This window comes from Streptomyces sp. NPDC048383, assembly GCF_040651775.1.
Classification (GTDB): domain Bacteria; phylum Actinomycetota; class Actinomycetes; order Streptomycetales; family Streptomycetaceae; genus Streptomyces.
In genome coordinates, this window is record NZ_JBEZKS010000010.1 from 47,467 (window position 1) to 65,230 (window position 17,764).

11 protein-coding genes are annotated in these 17,764 nt (G+C 72.3%); all 11 read right to left on the minus strand.

Annotation, left to right across the window (positions count from 1 at the left end):
* Positions 1–3: 3 nt before the first annotated feature.
* The 11 genes from galE to mrdA all read right to left on the minus strand — a co-directional run bounded on the left by galE (position 4) and on the right by mrdA (position 17,761).
* Entirely contained in the window at positions 4–1,020 is a 1,017-nt protein-coding gene (galE, locus tag AB0D46_RS09930; RefSeq protein ID WP_362876793.1) for a UDP-glucose 4-epimerase GalE, read from the minus strand.
* A gap of 16 nt (positions 1,021–1,036) precedes the next feature.
* On the minus strand, positions 1,037–2,668 hold the full coding sequence (locus AB0D46_RS09935) for a glycosyltransferase (protein ID WP_362876879.1): 1,632 nt from the start codon (positions 2,666–2,668) through the stop codon (positions 1,037–1,039).
* 51 nt (positions 2,669–2,719) lie between these two features.
* The gene (gene obgE, locus AB0D46_RS09940; protein ID WP_362876794.1) at positions 2,720–4,165 is read right to left on the minus strand and encodes a GTPase ObgE; all 1,446 of its coding nucleotides are present in this window, start codon (positions 4,163–4,165) and stop codon (positions 2,720–2,722) included.
* 168 nt (positions 4,166–4,333) lie between these two features.
* On the minus strand, positions 4,334–4,588 hold the full coding sequence (gene rpmA / locus AB0D46_RS09945) for a 50S ribosomal protein L27 (RefSeq protein WP_362876795.1): 255 nt from the start codon (positions 4,586–4,588) through the stop codon (positions 4,334–4,336).
* Between the two features lie 13 nt (positions 4,589–4,601).
* Positions 4,602–4,922 (minus strand): 50S ribosomal protein L21, encoded by a 321-nt coding sequence (gene rplU / locus AB0D46_RS09950; protein WP_030159347.1) that lies wholly within the window; start codon positions 4,920–4,922, stop codon positions 4,602–4,604.
* A 279-nt stretch (positions 4,923–5,201) separates the two neighbouring features.
* Positions 5,202–9,299 (minus strand): Rne/Rng family ribonuclease, encoded by a 4,098-nt coding sequence (locus AB0D46_RS09955; RefSeq protein WP_362876796.1) that lies wholly within the window; start codon positions 9,297–9,299, stop codon positions 5,202–5,204.
* A gap of 234 nt (positions 9,300–9,533) precedes the next feature.
* Complete coding sequence (locus AB0D46_RS09960; RefSeq protein WP_362876797.1) at positions 9,534–10,313, minus strand: TIGR03936 family radical SAM-associated protein; 780 nt, start codon at positions 10,311–10,313, stop codon at positions 9,534–9,536.
* Between the two features lie 311 nt (positions 10,314–10,624).
* Entirely contained in the window at positions 10,625–12,550 is a 1,926-nt protein-coding gene (locus tag AB0D46_RS09965) for a TIGR03960 family B12-binding radical SAM protein (RefSeq protein WP_362876798.1), read from the minus strand.
* A gap of 72 nt (positions 12,551–12,622) precedes the next feature.
* A complete protein-coding gene (locus AB0D46_RS09970; protein ID WP_362876799.1) occupies positions 12,623–14,239 on the minus strand; it encodes a CYTH and CHAD domain-containing protein in 1,617 nt (538 codons plus the stop codon).
* 122 nt (positions 14,240–14,361) lie between these two features.
* A complete protein-coding gene (gene rodA, locus AB0D46_RS09975; protein WP_362876800.1) occupies positions 14,362–15,561 on the minus strand; it encodes a rod shape-determining protein RodA in 1,200 nt (399 codons plus the stop codon).
* Between the two features lie 19 nt (positions 15,562–15,580).
* Entirely contained in the window at positions 15,581–17,761 is a 2,181-nt protein-coding gene (gene mrdA / locus AB0D46_RS09980; protein ID WP_362876801.1) for a penicillin-binding protein 2, read from the minus strand.
* Positions 17,762–17,764: the final 3 nt, after the last annotated feature.

Below are 17,764 nucleotides of genomic sequence, written 5' to 3' on the forward strand. Positions count from 1 at the left end.
GCGTCAGACCGCGTGGACGTCCTTGTGCGGGTCCCGGCGGGCGCCCGCCTTGTTGGCCTCCCAGCCGGCCCACGCCGAGGTGATCATCTCGCGTACGTCGTGCCGGGCCTTCCAACCCAGCTCGGCGGCGATCCGGTCGGCCGAGGCGACGACCTTCGCCGGGTCACCGGGGCGGCGCGGGGTGACGACCGGGGCGTGGGTGTGCCCGGTGCCCTCGTTCAGCAGCTCGACCATCTCCTTGACGGAGACGCCCTCGCCCCGCCCGATGTTGACGGTGAGGTCCTTGTGGTCGCCGACCGCACCCCATTCGGCGAGCCGGCGCGCGGCGACCACGTGGGCGTCGGCGAGGTCCTCGACGTGGATGTAGTCGCGGATGCAGGTGCCGTCCGGGGTCGGGTAGTCGTCGCCGAAGATGCGGGCGCCCTCGCCGGCGTCGTAGCGCTCGAAGACCATCGGGACCAGGTTGAAGACGCCGGTGTCCGCCAGCTCGGGGGTGGCCGCGCCCGCCACGTTGAAGTAGCGCAGGCAGGCGGTGGAGATGCCGTGCGCCTTGCCGGCGGCGCGCACCAGCCACTCGCCGGCCAGCTTGGTCTCGCCGTACGGGCTCAGCGGCCGGCAGGGCGTCTCCTCGGTGACCGAATCCACGTCGGGCATCCCGTACACGGAGGCGGAGGAGGAGAACAGGAAGTTGCGGATGCCGGCGGCGGCCACGGCCTGGAGCAGCACCGTCAGGCCCTGCACGTTCTCGTGGTAGTAGTACATCGGCTTCTCGACGGACTCGCCGACCTGCTTCTTGCCCGCCAGGTGCACGACGCCCGTGATGTGGTGGTGGCGGATCGTCTCGTCGAGCACCAGCCGGTCCAGGACCGAGCCGACCACCAGCGGGACGCCCTCCGGGACCCGGTCCTCGTTGCCCGTGGAGAGGTCGTCGAGCACCACGACCTCCTCCCCGGCGAGCAGCATCGCGCGAACGACGTGCGCGCCGATGTAACCGGCGCCACCGGTGATCAGAAATGTCATGCGTATCTCCCGAGCTCTAGCGTGACCGGCGCGTGCGGGCGCGGTCGAGGCGGTTGCGTACGAAGGTCAGGGCGCCCCCGGCTCCGGGGGCCAGGCGCAGCGCCAGTGCTCCCGCCGCCGTCCGGTAGGGCTGCGCCAGCAGAACACCGTACCGGCTGCTGGGCAGTGCCCGACGGCGGAGCAGGGCGCCGAGGGGGCGCAGGGAGGTGATCAGGGAGCTCCCGTCGGCGCAGTGCACGCCCGCCCGGACGTCCCAGGCCTGCATGCCGCGCAGGCCGCGGCGGCGGCCGAGGGCGGCGAGCGCGGCGGGCCGCAGCGGGATGACGGCCGTCCAGCCGTCGCCGTCGGGGCTCAGCTCCACCGGACGGGCCGGTACGGGATCCCCGCCGGTGCGGGGGTGGAAGGTCAGCGCGACGGTCAGCGGCCCGGCCTGCGCGAGGCGGCCGTACAGGTCGTGGAGGCGCAGGCGGACGGCGCCGCCCGCGGCGGGCTCGGCGTCGAGGGTGACGGGCAGTTCGGCGACGGGCAGCTCGGCGAGCCCGTCGAGCGGAACGGGCAGTTCCGCGCTCCACACCGGCAGCCCGGCCGGGTCGCCGGCGTACGGGGGCGGCAGCCGGGCCGGCTCGGCGGCGAGACGGGTCAGCCGCTCCACGTCGGCGGGCGGGGCCGGGGCGGCCAGCAGCACGCGGGCGGTCCACCGGGCGCGGGCGGGGGCGGCGTCGACGTCGGCCTCGGCGAAGGCCGCCAGGTAGCTCCGGGTGAGGTCCCACCAAGCGGCGCGGTAGCCGGAGTCCTGGCCCAGCTCGCGCAGGTACATGCGCAGGTCGTAGTCCAGGAACTTGACCTGGCAGGCCCGGCCGAGGTCCGCGGAGGCCTCGGCGAGGGTGGCGGAGGCGGCCCGGTGGGCCTCGACGCGCGAGCGCCAGTTGCTGACGTCGGCGCGGTCGAGGGAGATCGACTTCCGGGCGGCGCTGCGGCGCACGTGCCACACGTAGACGAGGTCGCCGATGACGGCGATGCGGGGGGCGGCGGCCAGGACGCGGGCGGTGAAGAGGAAGTCCTCGTAGACGAAGCGGCCGTCCGGGAAGCGGATGCCGTGCTCCTCCAGGAAGGCGCGCTCGTACAGCTTGTTGACGCAGAGCGTGTCGCGGACCAGTTCGGGCCGGTCGGCGGGCCGTTCGATGACCTCGCCCGGCGTGTGCAGCCCGGGCATCCACGGCACGTCGCGCCCTTCGGGCAGCTCGCGGCGCACGCACGCGCCGACGGTGACGGGGGCCCGGTGCTCCTCGGCGGCCGCCAGCAGCGCCGCGGCGGCGCCGGGCGGCAGGACGTCGTCGCTGTCCAGGAACAGGACGTACGGGGCGCTCGCGGCGGCGATCCCGTCGTTGCGCGGGGTGCCGCAGCCGCCGCTGTTGTCGGTGCGGTGGACGACCTTCAGCCGGGGGTGGAGGGCCGCCAACTCGTCCAGGACCCGGCCGGTCCCGTCCGAGGAGGCGTCGTCGACCGCGATGACCTCGGCGACCACCGGGCCCTGGGCGAGGGCCGAGGAAACGGCCTCGCCCACGAGCCCGGCGTCGTTGTACGCGATCACCACCACGGAGACGGCGGGGGCGGCGTCGGTGCCGGAATTGCTGCTGTTCACCCGCAGGATCCTAGGCGAACGGTGTAAAGCCGGCTTCAAGTCCCCGGAACCGCCGGATCAGAACGGGCGGAACTCGTCGTACTCCTGCTGGGAGGAGTCGCCGCGCTTGGCTTCCTTGTCCTTGCGGCGCGTGGTGGCCGGGCGCGGTGCCTCCAGGCGGTGGTCCTCGCCGCGGCGGCCCAGCATCTCGGCGCCGGCCATCATGGTCGGCTCCCAGTCGAAGACGACCGAGTTCTCGTCGGAGCCGATGGCGACGCCGTCACCGGCGCGGGCGCCGGCCTTCTTCAGCGCTTCCTCGACACCGAGGCGGTTGAGCCGGTCCGCGAGGTAGCCGACGGCCTCGTCGTTGTTGAAGTCGGTCTGACGGACCCAGCGTTCGGGCTTCTCGCCGCGCACCTGGTAGACGTCCTCGACCTCGTCGTAGGTGACGGTGAAGCCGGAGTCGTCGACGGCCTTCGGACGGATGACGATGCGGGTCGCCTCCTCCTTCGGCTTGCGGGCGCGGGCCTTGGCGACGACCTCCGCGAGGAAGTACGACAGCTCCTTCAGGCCCGTGCGGGCGACCGCGGAGACCTCGAAGACCTTGTAACCGCGGGCCTCCAGGTCGGGGCGCACCATCTCGGCGAGGTCCTGGCCGTCGGGGATGTCGACCTTGTTGAGGACGACGAGGCGGGGCCGCTTCTCCAGGCCGCCGCCGTACAGCCGCAGCTCCTCCTCGATGACGTCGAGGTCGGCGAGCGGGTCGCGGTCCGACTCCAGGGTGGCGGTGTCGAGCACGTGCACCAGCACCGAGCAGCGCTCGACGTGGCGCAGGAACTCCAGGCCGAGGCCCTTGCCCTGGCTGGCGCCCGGGATCAGGCCCGGGACGTCGGCGATGGTGTAGACGGTCGAGCCGGCGGTGACGACGCCCAGGTTCGGGACGAGGGTGGTGAAGGGGTAGTCCGCGATCTTCGGCTTGGCGGCGGAGAGCACCGAGATCAGCGAGGACTTGCCCGCGCTCGGGAAGCCGACCAGTGCGACGTCGGCGACGGTCTTGAGCTCCAGGACGATGTCACCGGTGGTTCCGGGGACGCCGAGGAGCGCGAAGCCGGGCGCCTTGCGGCGGGCCGAGGAGAGCGCGGCGTTGCCGAGGCCGCCGCGACCGCCCTCACCGGCGACGTAGGTGGTGCCCTGGCCGACGAGGTCGGCGAGGACGTTGCCCTCCTTGTCGAGGACGACGGTGCCGTCCGGCACGGGCAGGATCAGGTCCTGGCCGTCCTTGCCGGAGCGGTTGTCGCCGGCGCCGGGCTGACCGTTGGTCGCCTTGCGGTGGGGGCTGTGGTGGTAGTCCAGCAGGGTGGTGACCGCCTGCTCCACCACGAGGATGACGTCGCCGCCACGGCCGCCGTTGCCGCCGTCGGGGCCGCCCAGCGGCTTGAACTTCTCCCGGTGAACGGAGGCGCAGCCGTGGCCCCCGTTACCCGCGGCGACGTGCAGCTCGACGCGGTCCACGAAGGTGGTCATGGTTGTTCCTCCAGATACATGCGGGAATGTCCCGGGTAGGCCTTGCTACCCATTAAACGTGTCGATATGACAACGCGCCGAGGGCGGACCTCTCTTCCCGGCATGCGCCGGGAAGAGTTGAGATCCGCCCTCGGGGAGTTCAGTACGCCTTGATCAGCAGGAGCTGAATCAGGCGGCCGGAACGATGTTGACGACCTTGCGACCGCGGTGGGTGCCGAACTCGACGGCACCGGGAAGCAGCGCGAACAGCGTGTCGTCGCCGCCACGGCCCACACCCGAACCCGGGTGGAAGTGGGTGCCGCGCTGGCGGACGAGGATCTCACCAGCGGAAACGACCTGACCGCCGAAGCGCTTCACGCCGAGCCGCTGAGCATTGGAATCGCGCCCGTTCCGGGTGGACGATGCGCCCTTCTTGTGTGCCATGTCTCAGTCCCTCTTACTTCGCAGCCGTGGGGATACCGGTGACCTTGATCGCCGTGTACTGCTGGCGGTGACCCTGGCGACGGCGGTAGCCGGTCTTGTTCTTGTAGCGCAGGATGTCGATCTTGGCGCCCTTGTGGTGGTCCACGATCTCGGCCTGAACCTTGATCCCGGCCAGCACCCACGGGTCGCTGGTCACGGCGTCGCCGTCGACAACGAGCAGGGTCGAGAGCTCGACCGTGTCGCCAACCTTGGCAGTGGAAATCTTGTCAACCTCAACGATGTCGCCGACAGCAACCTTGTGCTGGCGACCACCGCTGCGCACGATGGCGTACACGCGGATCTCTCTCTCACTCGGGACGGATGCTCCTGAAGCCAGCCACTCACGCGGGCCGGGGCCCACGGTGATCCGGATTGGACGAGCGGCCTCTCCCGTGACCCGTCCGCTCGCGCGGACGATGTGGGAGGAAGGTGCTCAGGAGCGCGACGCACGTTGAACGGTAATCGTTCAAGACACGCCGACGGTCTAGGTTACGGGGCTGGTTCCGGAGGGTCAAACCGGCCCCCGCACGGCCGTGGGCCCCGCCTTCCGGCGGGGCCAACGGCGTGGAGCGGATCAGGCTTCGTCGGTCGGAGCCGAGACGGACGGGAGCGTCTGCTCCGCCGCCGCGGTCTTCTTCGTCGCCCGCTTCGCCACGGTCTTCTTGGCCGTCGTCTTCTTCGCGACGGTCTTCTTCGCGGCCGCCGCCTTCTTGGCCGGGGCCTTCTTCGCGGCCGTGGTCGTCGCCTTCTTGGCCGGCGCCTTACGGGCCTTCTTGACCGGAGCCTGCTCGACCTCGGCGTCGACCTCGGCCTCGGCGGCCGGGACTTCGGCAGCGGTCACCGGCTCGGCGACGTCGCCCGCGGCGCTCTCGACCACCACGACGGCCGCCTCCGCCGCACCCGCGGGTGCGGTGGCCTTGCGGACGGCGCGACGCCGCGGCCGGGCCGGTGCGGCCTCGACGGCCGGTGCGGCCTCGACGACGGCCGGGGCCTCCTCGGCCACGACCGGGGCGACGGGCTCCGGCTCGACGGCCACCGGGGCCTCGACGGCGGCAGGCGCCTCCGGGGCAGCGGCCTCGCCGGCCGGGGCGCCCGCCGGAGCGGTCGCCTTACGGGTGGCGCGACGACGGGTCCGGCCCTTGGGCGCGGCCTCCTCGACGGGAACCTCCGGGGCCTGCGGGGTCTCGACGGCGACCGCCTCGACGACCGCGACGGCCTCGGGGGCCGGCTCCAGCACCGTGTCGGCGGGCTCGGCGACCGGCTCGTCCTCGACCACCGGGGTCACCGGGCTCGCGGCGGGCCGCACCGCACCGCGCGGGGCACCCGCCGGAGCGGTCGCCTTGCGGGTGGCGCGACGGCGGTTGCGACGGCCACTGACACCGGCCGCGGCCTCCGCCTCGGCGGCGCTGCCGTACAGCTCCTCGTCGGCGACGAACTCCGGCTCGGGCAGGGCCCGCGGCGCGGCGGCCTCGGCGGCCACCTCGGCCTCGGTCTCCGACTCGATCTCCGCGTCCGCCTCGAACCCGTCGGTACCGAGGGCCTCGACCGTCTCGTGGTCGTGGTCGTGCTCCGTGCCACGGCCGCCACGGCGCTTGGCACGCTTGCCGTTGCCACCGCCGCCGACCACGGTCGGGATCTCCATGTGCACGATGACACCGCGCCCGTTGCAGTGGACGCAGGTCTCGGAGAAGGACTCCAGCAGACCCTGGCCCACCCGCTTGCGGGTCATCTGGACCAGGCCCAGCGAGGTGACCTCGGCCACCTGGTGCTTGGTGCGGTCGCGGCCCAGGCACTCCAGCATCCGTCGCAGGACCAGGTCCCGGTTCGACTCCAGGACCATGTCGATGAAGTCGATGACGACGATGCCGCCCAGGTCGCGCAGCCGCAGCTGGCGCACGATCTCCTCGGCCGCCTCCAGGTTGTTCCTGGTGACGGTCTCTTCGAGGTTGCCGCCCTGACCGGTGAACTTGCCGGTGTTGACGTCGATGACGATCATCGCTTCGGTCTTGTCGATCACCAGGGAGCCGCCCGAGGGCAGCCACACCTTGCGGTCGAGCGCCTTGGCGAGCTGCTCGTCGATCCGGTACGTCGCGAAGACGTCGACCTCGGAGGTCCAGCGCGACAGCCGGTCGGCAAGGTCCGGGGCCACGTGGTTCACGTAGCCGTGGATGGTCTCCCAGGCGGTGTCACCGCTGACGATGACCTTCGAGAAGTCCTCGTTGAAGATGTCGCGGACGACCCGGACGGTCATGTCCGGCTCGCCGTACAGCAGGCTCGGCGAAGAGGTCGAGATCTGCTTCGACTTCTTCTGGATGTCCTCCCACTGGCCCTGCAGGCGCTCGACGTCGCGGCGCAGCTCGTCCTCGCTCGCGCCCTCGGCGGCGGTGCGCACGATGACGCCCGCGTCCTCGGGGACGATCTTCTTGAGGATGGTCTTCAGACGCGCGCGCTCGGTGTCGGGCAGCTTGCGGCTGATGCCGGTCATCGAGCCCTCGGGCACGTAGACCAGGTAGCGGCCGGGCAGCGAGACCTGGCTGGTCAGGCGGGCACCCTTGTGGCCGATCGGGTCCTTGGTGACCTGCACCAGGACCGACTGGCCGGACTTGAGGGCGGACTCGATGCGGCGCGGCCCGTTGGCCATGCCGAGCGCCTCGAAGTTGACCTCACCGGCGTACAGGACCGCGTTGCGGCCCTTGCCGATGTCGATGAAGGCGGCCTCCATGGACGGCAGCACGTTCTGGACCTTGCCCAGGTAGACGTTGCCGACGTAGGAGGTGGCCTCCTCCTTGTTGACGTAGTGCTCGACGAGGACGTTGTCCTCCAGCACGCCGATCTGGGTGCGCTCGCCGGCCTGGCGGACGACCATGACGCGCTCGACGGCCTCGCGGCGGGCCAGGAACTCGGCCTCCGTGATGATCGGGACGCGGCGGCGGCCCTGCTCGCGGCCTTCGCGGCGGCGCTGCTTCTTGGCCTCCAGGCGGGTCGAGCCCTTGATGGACTGGACCTCGTCGGAGGAGGTGGAGCCGGAGGTGGACTCGCCGCGCTCGCGCGCCGGACGCGGCTCGCGGACCTTGACGACGGTGCGTACGCCGTCGTCCTCGGCGGTCTCGGCCTCGGCGGCGGATTCACCGCTGCGACGGCGCCTGCGACGGCGGCGACGGCTGGACGAGGAACCGAGCTCGGCGTCGTCCGCGTCGTCGGCGTCCTCCTCCTCGGGCTCCTCGGCGGTGCCGGTCTCCTCCTCGGCGGACTCGTCGAGGTCGGCGGACTCACCGCGACGGCGACGACGGCCACCGCGACGGCGACGGCGCGAGGGGCGTTCGCCCGACTCGTCGGCCTCGTCCTCGTCGAGGTCGGCCGCCTCGGCGTCCTGCTCCTCGTCCAGCAGCTCGACGTCGGCCAGCGACACGGGGGCGCCGGTCGCGGGGGCGGCGGGCGCCGGTGCGGCGACGGGCTCGGCGGCGGCGCCACGACGGCGGCGCCGGCGACCGGCGGGCTGCTCCACGGGGGCCGGGGCCAGGACCTCGACCTCGGTCTCGTCCTCTTCCTCCTCGACCTCCTCCGCGGGGGAGGCGGCGGCGGCCGCGGCCGCCATGGCGGCGGTCTCCGGGGTCTGGAACATCGGCTCGGCGAAGACCGGGGCCTGGAAGACGGCCACGGCGGGACGCGCGGCGCGGCGGGCGGCGCGGTTCTGGGCCGGGGCGGCGGCCGCGTCGGACTCGGGCTGCGCGGGGGCGGCCGGCGAGCCGGCGCGGGTGGCGCGGCGGCGACCGCCGCGCTTCGGGGAGTCGACGGCGTCGGCGACGGTCACGGCGCGGGCGGCGGCCCGCGGGGCCTCCTGCACGACGGCCGGGGTCTCGACGGCGCTCTCGGCGGCGGGCGCCTCGACGACGGCCGGGGCGGCGACGGCGCGGGTGGCACGACGACGGCCACGCGGCGGAGCGGCGGCCGGGACCTCGTCCTCGGCCGCGGCAGCGGCGACGGGCGCCGGCGCGGCTTCCACGACGGGCTCGGCGACGGGCGCCTCGGGGGCGGTCACCGCGCGGGTGGCACGACGACGGGCACGCGGGGCGGAAACCGGAGCCGCCACGGGCTCCTCGACCGCAGGCGCGGCCACGGGCTCGGCGACCGGAGCGGCCTCCACCACGGGCTCGGCGACCGCCTCGACGGCGGCCGGAGCGGCGACGGCGCGGGTGGCACGACGACGGGCACGCGGCGCCGGAGCGGCGGCGGGCTCCTCGACCACGGGCGCGGGGACGGCCTCCACGACGGGCTCGGCGACGGGCGCCTCCGGAGCGGTCCCCGCCCGGGTGGCACGACGACGGGCACGCGGGGCGGAAACCGGAGCCGCCACGGGCTCCTCGACCGCAGGCGCGGCCACGGGCTCGGCGACCGGAGCGGCCTCCACCACGGGCTCGGCGACCGCCTCGACGGCGGCCGGAGCGGCGACGGCGCGGGTGGCACGACGACGGGCACGCGGCGCCGGAGCGGCAGCGGGCTCCTCGACCACGGGCGCGGGGGCTTCCGCGGTGGGGGTCTCGGCAGCGGCGACGCCGCCGCCGGGCGGGCCGGCGGGCCGGGAAGCGGCGCGACGACGCCTGCGCGGGGGCAGGTTGTCGCTGGGGCTGCCGCTGTCGGCGGCGGGGGTGTTCTCGTTTTCGGTGTTGAGCATGCGGGGTTCTCCCGTCACGCTCCCGGGCGCCGCGGCTGACGTCCGGTCCGGCACGGCTGCCGCGTAATGAGCGCGGAGCCGGCCTCCGGGGCGCGTTCGCCACACGGGAGCTGTAGTCCATGGCCGCCGGTTCCGTACGTGTTGTCCGTACGGCCTGGCGGAAGTCTTTTAGGTCAATGCGCTGCCCGACCCAGGTGGCTCCCGAGTGCCAGGGCGGCGCGACAACGACGATCCCTACGCGGCGGGACCTTCCGGCGCCTTCGCGTCGGTCGTTACGGCGGCCGTGGGTAGGGCGGCCGTGACGGCCTCGCGGTCGGGCGCGAGCGGGTCGGTCACCGTGCCGGACTCCTCGTCGAAGAGCCCCTGCGCCAGCCTGGTCACCGCTGCGGGGACCGGCGGCGCGAGGTCGGCCACAGCGTGGAGACCGGACAGGACGTCGTCGGGTCGCACGGCAGGTGTCAAGTGCCGAACAACCAGCCGCAGTATCGCACAAGCTTGGTCCAGCGGCCTATCAGCCTCAGCCGGAAGTGCTTCGAGGCTGACCACGGCCCCGCGGGTGTCGAAGGTCCGCACGCCGTTCTTGGTGCGGCGCTGGACCTCCACGGCCTCGGCCGCGAGGAAGGTGGTGACGGCGCGCTCCGCGTCCGCGGGCTCGACGCCCTCCAGGCGCAGTTCCCACACGGAGGCCGTCAGCCGGTCGGCGAGGCCCGAGGAGCGGGCTTCGACGGCGTCGATGATGTCGAGCCCGGTGGGCATGGACTCGTCGAGCAGGGCGCGGAGCTTCTCGGGGTCCCGGGGGGCCGCGAGGGCGATCTCCAGGTATTCCGCCTCACTGCCGGTACCGGTCGGCGCGGCGTTCGCGTACGAGACGCGGGGGTGCGGGGTGAAGCCGGCCGAGTACGCCATGGGGACCTCGGCGCGGCGCAGGGCCCGCTCGAAGGCTCGTTGGAAGTCTCGGTGGCTGGTGAACCGGAGGCGGCCACGCTTGGTGTAACGCAGTCGAATGCGCTGCACCACCGGTGCGGGAGGCGGGCCTTCGGGCTGTCGCTTGCCCAGTGGTTCTTCTCCTTGTGCGGGGCGGCGCGGCTCGCACGTCGCCCGGAGTGTCTGTGGGGCCTGCCGGCCACGCCCTGCCTCCGGCTCACCCCTGCGTCCTGCGCAGGGAGATCTCGGGAGCGGGCGCGTTGCCTGCGGCTTTCGTACTACCCACAGTACGCGCCCGTGACCTCCCCGGTTCCCCGGGAGGGGCACCGAACGCGGACGTGCCCCCCACCGATTTCGGCGAGGGGCACGTCCGGAGCTTCAGCGGCCGGGTCGGCCGGAGGTCACTTCACGACCGACAGCGGCAGAAGCTTCTGGCCGGTCGGGCCGATCTGGATCTGGGTGTCCATCTGCGGACAAACGCCGCAGTCGAAGCACGGGGTCCAGCGGCAGTCCTCGACCTCGGTCTCGTCGAGGGCGTCCTGCCAGTCCTCCCAGAGCCAGTCCTTGTCGAGACCGGAGTCCAGGTGGTCCCAGGGCAGGACCTCCTCGTAGGTGCGTTCGCGGGTCGTGTACCAGGCCACGTCCACGCCGTACGCGGGCAGCGCCTTCTCGGCGGCCTGCATCCAACGGTCGTACGAGAAGTGTTCGCGCCAGCCGTCGAAGCGGCCGCCGGACTCGTACACGGCGCGGATGACGTCGCCGATGCGGCGGTCGCCGCGCGAGAGCAGGCCCTCGACGATGCCGGGCTTGCCGTCGTGGTAGCGGAAGCCGATGGAGCGGCCGTACTTCTTGTCGCCGCGCAGCTTGTCGCGGAGCTTGCCGAGACGGGCGTCCGTCTCCTCGGCCGACAGCTGCGGCGCCCACTGGAACGGGGTGTGCGGCTTGGGCACGAACCCGCCGATGGACACCGTGCAGCGGATGTCGTTCTGGCCGGAGACCTCGCGGCCCTTGGCGATGACGTTGACCGCCATGTCGCCGATCTGGAGGACGTCCTCGTCGGTCTCGGTCGGCAGGCCGACCATGAAGTACAGCTTCACCTGGCGCCAGCCGTTGCCGTACGCGGTGGCGACGGTGCGGATCAGGTCCTCTTCCGAGACCATCTTGTTGATGACCTTGCGCATGCGCTCGGAGCCGCCCTCGGGGGCGAAGGTGAGGCCCGAGCGGCGGCCGTTGCGGGTCAGCTCGTTGGCGAGGTCCACGTTGAAGGCGTCCACGCGGGTCGACGGGAGGGACAGGCCCACCTTGTCGTCCGCGTAGCGGTCCGCGAGGCCCTTGGCGATGTCGGCGATCTCGGTGTGGTCGGCGGAGGACAGCGAGAGCAGGCCGACCTCCTCGAAGCCGGTCGCCTTCAGGCCCTTCTCCACCATTTCGCCGATGCCGGTGATGCTTCGCTCCCGTACGGGGCGCGTGATCATGCCGGCCTGGCAGAAGCGGCAGCCGCGGGTGCAGCCGCGGAAGATCTCCACGGACATCCGCTCGTGGACGGTCTCGGCGAGCGGGACCAGGGGCTGCTTGGGGTACGGCCATTCGTCGAGGTCCATGACGGTGTGCTTGGACACGCGCCACGGCACGCCGGAGCGGTTCGGCACGACACGGCCGATGCGGCCGTCCGGCAGGTACTCGACGTCGTAGAAGCCCGGGACGTACACGCCGCCGGTCTTGGCGAGGCGGAGCAGGACCTCCTCGCGACCGCCGGGGCGGCCCTCGGCCTTCCAGGCGCGGATGATCTCGGTCATGTCGAGGACGGCCTGTTCGCCGTCGCCGATGACGGCGCAGTCGATGAACTCCGCGATCGGCTCGGGGTTGAAGGCCGCGTGGCCGCCCGCGAGGACGATCGGGTGGTCGATCGTGCGGTTCCTGGCCTCCAGCGGGATGCCCGCGAGGTCCAGGGCCGTCAGCATGTTGGTGTAACCGAGTTCGGTGGAGAACGACAGTCCGAAGACGTCGAAGGAGCCGACCGGGCGGTGGCTGTCCACGGTGAACTGCGGCACCTTGTGCTCGCGCATCAGTTCTTCGAGGTCCGGCCACACGGAGTAGGTGCGCTCCGCGAGGACGCCCTCCCGCTCGTTCAGCACCTCGTAGAGGATCATGACGCCCTGGTTGGGCAGCCCGACCTCGTACGCGTCCGGGTACATGAGCGCCCAGCGGACGTCCGCGCTCTCCCACGGCTTCACCGTGGAGTTGAGCTCACCGCCGACGTACTGGATGGGCTTCTGCACATGCGGGAGCAGAGCTTCGAGCTGTGGGAAGACCGACTCGGACATCACGCGACTTTCGTGAAGCGGGCAGGGGGCGACTCTCAAGCGTACCCCGAGGGCCGCCGGCCCCCGCCCACATGATCACGTGAGGGCGGACCTCAGTTCCGGGTCGCGCGCCCGGTCCCAGACGTCCGGGAGTTCCCGTTCGAGGCGTTCGGCGAACGCCTCCTCGCGGGCGTACAGCAGACCCCACGTGAAGGACGCCTCGCTCGCGCCGACCGCCTCCTCGGCGATGCCGCGCAGCGCCTCGCGGGACACCACGCTGTCCTGGTGGTCGCCGAGCAGGGTCTGTACGGACTTGGCGGCCTTCGACATCCGCTTCGCCGGTTTGCCGAGCGCGGAGCGGGCGGCGTCGGCCGCGTACCGGGCCCGTTTGGCGGCCTTGCGGGCGCCGTGCAGGGCCACGTCGCGGTCGGCTCCCGGCTCCATCGCCAGGGCCTGCTCGACGCGCTCCGCGAGGCGCTCGTCGTCGTGCAGCAGGCCCTTCGGCAGGACGCTTTCGGCGGGCCGGGCGGCGGCCTTGAGCAGCGGCGGGTCGGCGAGCACGGCGTCGAGGGAGTCCAGCAGGGCCAGGTACCAGGCGCTGTCGAGCGCGGCCAGGGCCTTGCCGCGGGAGGCCTGGCGGCGGGCGGTGTCCCAGGTCCGCAGCCGGTCGGCGACGGGGCCGAGCCGCAGCTCGGCGGGGACCTCGTCGAGCCGCTCGCGCAGCCGCCGCGCGAGGACCTCCTGGTCGCGGTCGACGCCGAGTTCGGCGGCCAGCCGGCGCAGTTGCTCGGCGATGGGGTCGGTGACCTCGCGGTCCAGGACCTTGCGGTGGCTCTTGAAGGCGCTGCGCAGTCGGCGGGTGGCGACGCGCATCTGGTGCACGGAGTCGGGGAGGTCGCGGCGGACGGCGGGGTCCTGCGCCACGAGGATGTCGCGCTGCTCGCGCAGGTACGCGAGCACGTGCGCGCCGGCCGATCCGTCGGCGGGCCCGGTGCCGGGCGGGGCGGGCGGCGCGGCGCCGGTGTCGGCGAGGGCGCGGGCCAGTTTCGAGGGGGCGTCGGAGACCTTGAGGCCGGCTGCGTGGAAGGTCTTCTCGACGGCGTCCAGCAGGGCGGGGTCCGTCCCGTCGGCGAGTTCGACCTCGACCTCGGTCCATTCGGCGGTGGCGGCGCCCCGCTCGGCGAGGACGGCGTCGGTGGACAGTTCGGCGAGCAGGTGGCCGTCGGCGTCGAGCAGGTGGGTCAGGTCGCGGGAGGAGACCAGTCGGACCTGCGGTTCCAGGGGCTGTCGCCGGATCCGGGAGCGTACGAGGGCGGCGAGGGCGCCGGGTACGGAGTCGGAGTCCCGATCGGGGTCCTCGGACGCGGCGAGCGGGGCGTGGACCTCGTCGCGGACTCCCGGGGAGACGGGCAGTTTGAGGTGCCAGCCGGCGTCCTCGCCGCCCGTTCTGCGCCGCAGGGTCACCCCGCCGGCGGCGAGCCGGCGGTCGGGGGTGTCGTAGTAGACGGCGTCGAGCAGGACGGTGCCGCGGCCGCGGGTCCGCGCGATCCCGGCGGTGCCGGTCAGGTCGGGGACGCGGGCCGGGTCCGCCCCGGATTTCGCGCGCTTGCCCGGTTTCGCGCCCTTGCGGGGGCGGTCGTCCTTCGCGGGTTTCCCGGCCTTGCCGGGCGCGAACTCGAATTTCCGCTCGATCTCACGCTTGCTGTCCGCCATGAACCGAATCTAGACCGGTTCGGGTCGCGGCGGGAGGGCGCCACGACGCACCGCGGGCGGGCCGGGGTGGTCCCGACCCGCCCGCGGACCCGCTGTCGGTCCCCGTTCGGCCCCGTCCGCCGTCAGGCGGACAGGGGCCGTTGCACCCGGATGGATTGGAGCAGGCCCACCGCTATCCACACGGCGAACATCGAGGATCCGCCGTAGGACACGAAGGGCAGCGGCAGGCCGGCCACCGGCATGATGCCGAGGGTCATGCCGATGTTCTCGAAGGACTGGAAGGCGAACCAGGCGATGATCCCGGCGCAGACGATCGTCCCGTACAGCTCGGTGGTCTCGCGGGCGATCATGCAGGCCCGCCACAGCACGATGCCGATCAGGACGAGGATCACTCCGGCTCCGAGGAAGCCCAGCTCCTCCCCCGCGACCGTGAAGACGAAGTCGGTCTGCTGCTCGGGCACGAACTGGCCGGTGGTCTGGGAGCCCTTGAAGAGGCCGGAGCCGGTCAGTCCGCCGGAGCCGATCGCGATGCGGGCCTGGTTGGTGTTGTAACCGACGCCCGCCGGGTCGAGTTCGGGGTTGGCGAAGGCGGCGAAGCGGTTGATCTGGTACTCGTCGAGGACGCCGAGCTGCCAGATCAGGATCGCCCCGCCGGCGCCGGAGCCGATCAGGCCGAGCACCCAGCGGTTGGACGCGCCGGAGCCGAGCAGGACGCCGAGCACGATGACGACCATCACCATGACGGAGCCGAGGTCGGGCATCAGCATGACGATGCCCATCGGGGCGGCGGCCAGACACAGCGCCTTGACGACGGTGCGGTGGTCGGGGTGGGCGAGGTCGCCCGCGTCCACCCGCGCCGCGAGCAGCATCGCCATGCCCAGGATGATCGTGATCTTCACGAACTCGGAGGGCTGGAGCGAGAAGCCGCCGCCGATGACGATCCACGCGTGGGCGCCGTTGATGGTGGCGCCCAGCGGGGTGAGCACCGCGATGATCAGGACCAGCGAGAGCCCGTACAGGACCGGTACGGCGCCGCGCAGGGTGCGGTGTCCGAGCCAGATGGTGCCGATCATCAGCAGGAGGCCGATGCCGGTGTTCATGGCGTGCCGGAACAGGAAGTAGTACGGGTCACCCTGGTTCAGCTGGGTCCGGTTGCGGGTGGCGGACCACACCAGCAGGGAGCCGATGAAGGACAGGGCGAGGGCGGAGAGGAGTATCGGCCAGTCGAGCCGGCGTACGACGGAGTCGCGGGCGGTGAGCTTGGCCACCGTCCCGCGCTCGGGCGCGTACCGGGAGACGGAGAACTTGTTGGGGGTCTGCATGTCGTGCGGTCCTCGGTCCTCAGTCCTGGTGCTTGGGGGGTGCGGCGGGGGGCCCGGCGAGTGCGGGCGGTGCCAGCTCCTCCGGGGACGGCGGCACGTAGGGCTTGATCTCGGGGGCCTCGATGGAGCCGTCCGGGTTGACCCTGGGGAGTTGGGCCTGCGGCTTCGGCAGCAGGGCCCGCTTCGGGTCCTGGTTGCCGGCCATGTCGAGCCCGTACATGGCGTTGTAGATGTTGCGGACGGCGGGCCCGGAGGCGCCGGAGCCGGTGCCGCCCTGGGAGATCGTCATGACGATGGTGAAGTCGTCGGTGTAGGTCGCGAGCCAGGAGGTGGTCTGCTTGCCGTAGACCTGGGCGGTGCCGGTCTTGGCCCGCATCGGGATCTTGTCGAGGGGCCAGCCGCCGAACCGCCAGGCGGCGGTGCCGCCGGGCGCGACGACGGAGCGCAGGCCCTTGTCCAGGTCGTTGATCGTCTTGGCGTCGATGGGCAGCCGGCCGTGGGAGGCGGGCTTGATCATGTCGACGCGCTTGCCGTCGGGGCTGATCACGGCCTTGCCGACGGTGGGGTTGTAGAGGGTGCCGCCGTTGCTGATGGCGGCGTAGGCGGTGGCCATCTGGATGGGGGTGACGAGGACGTCGCCCTGGCCGATGGCGAAGTTGATGCTGTCGAACGCCTTGAGCTGGTTGCCCTCCAGGCAGTTCTCGTAGGCGATCTGCTGGACGTAGGTGCCGCCCTTCTTGCCCTGCTTGCACCAGGAGTCCTTGTTGGCCGTCCAGAAGTTCTTCTTCCAGCGGCGGTCGGGGATCCGGCCGGTGACCTCGTTCGGCAGGTCGACGCCGGTCTCCGAGCCGAGCCCGAACTCGCGGGCGGTCCGGTAGAACCAGTCGTGGGCGTCCTTCTTGGGCTTGAGGCCGCCGTCGCGCTGCCATTCCTTGTGGCCGAGGGCGTAGAAGACGGTGTTGCAGGAGAACTTGAGGGCGTCCCCGAGGCTGATGGGGCCGTGGCCCTTGGACTCGAAGTTCGCGAAGCTGCGGCCGCCCAGGCTGTAGGAGCTGCTGCAGTTGTACCTGCTGTCGAAGGCGTAGCCGGCCCGTACGGCCGCGCTCGCCGAGACCACCTTGAAGATGGAGCCGGCGGGGGCCTGGCCCTGGATGGCCCGGTTGAGCAGCGGGTAGTTGGAGCTCTTGCTGGTGAGCCGGGCGTAGTCGGTGCCGGAGATGCCGCCGACCCAGGCGTTGGGGTCGTAGTCGGGCTGGGAGGCCATCGCCACGATGCGGCCGGTCTTGGTCTCCATGACGACGACGGCGCCCGAGTCGGCCTCGTACTTGCGGCCGGTGATGTTGTCGGTCTCGTTGCGGACGGTCTTCATCGCCGCTTGGAGTTCGAACTCGGCGACGGACTGGACCCGCGCGTCGATGCTGGTGACGAGCGTGGCCCCGGGGACGCCCGGGTCGGACTTGGTCTGACCCATGACGCGGCCGAGGTTGTCCACCTCGTACGAGGTGACCTCCGCCTTGCCCCGCAGCTGCGTGTCGTAGGTCCGCTCGATGCCGGAGCGGCCGACCTGGTCGGAGCGCAGGTGGGGCGAGTCGGTGTCCTTGGCCTTCTGGATCTCCACGTCGGTGACGGGCGAGAGGTAGCCGAGGACCTGCGCGGTACGGGTCCCGCCGGGGGCGGGGTAGCGGCGGACGGCGGTGGGTTCCGCGGTGATGCCGGGGAAGTCCTCGGGGCGTTCGCGCAGTTGCAGTGCCTGCTGCGTGGTGGCTTCGAGGGTGACCGGGATCGGCTGGTACGGGGAGCCGTTCCAGCAGGGCTTGGGGGTCTCGGAGTCGCAGAGCCTGACCTTGTCCATGACCTCCTTGGGGGTCATGTCCAGGACGCCGGCGAGGCGGGTCATGACGGCCTTGCCCCGGTCCTTCATCTTCATCAGTCGGGTGCGGCTGGCGGAGACGACCAGGCGGGTCTCGTTGTCGGCGAGGGCGACGCCGCGGGCGTCGAGGATGGAGCCGCGCACGGCGGGCTGCACGACCCGCTGGACGTGGTTGCTCTTCGCCTCGTGGTAGTACTCCTCGCCGTTGCGGATCTGGAGGTACCACAGGCGTCCGCCGAGGGTGACGAACATGGAGAGGACGAGCACCTGGATGATGACCAGGCGGATCCGCACCCGTGAGGTGCGGCCGGTCTCGGGGATGTTGCTCACGTC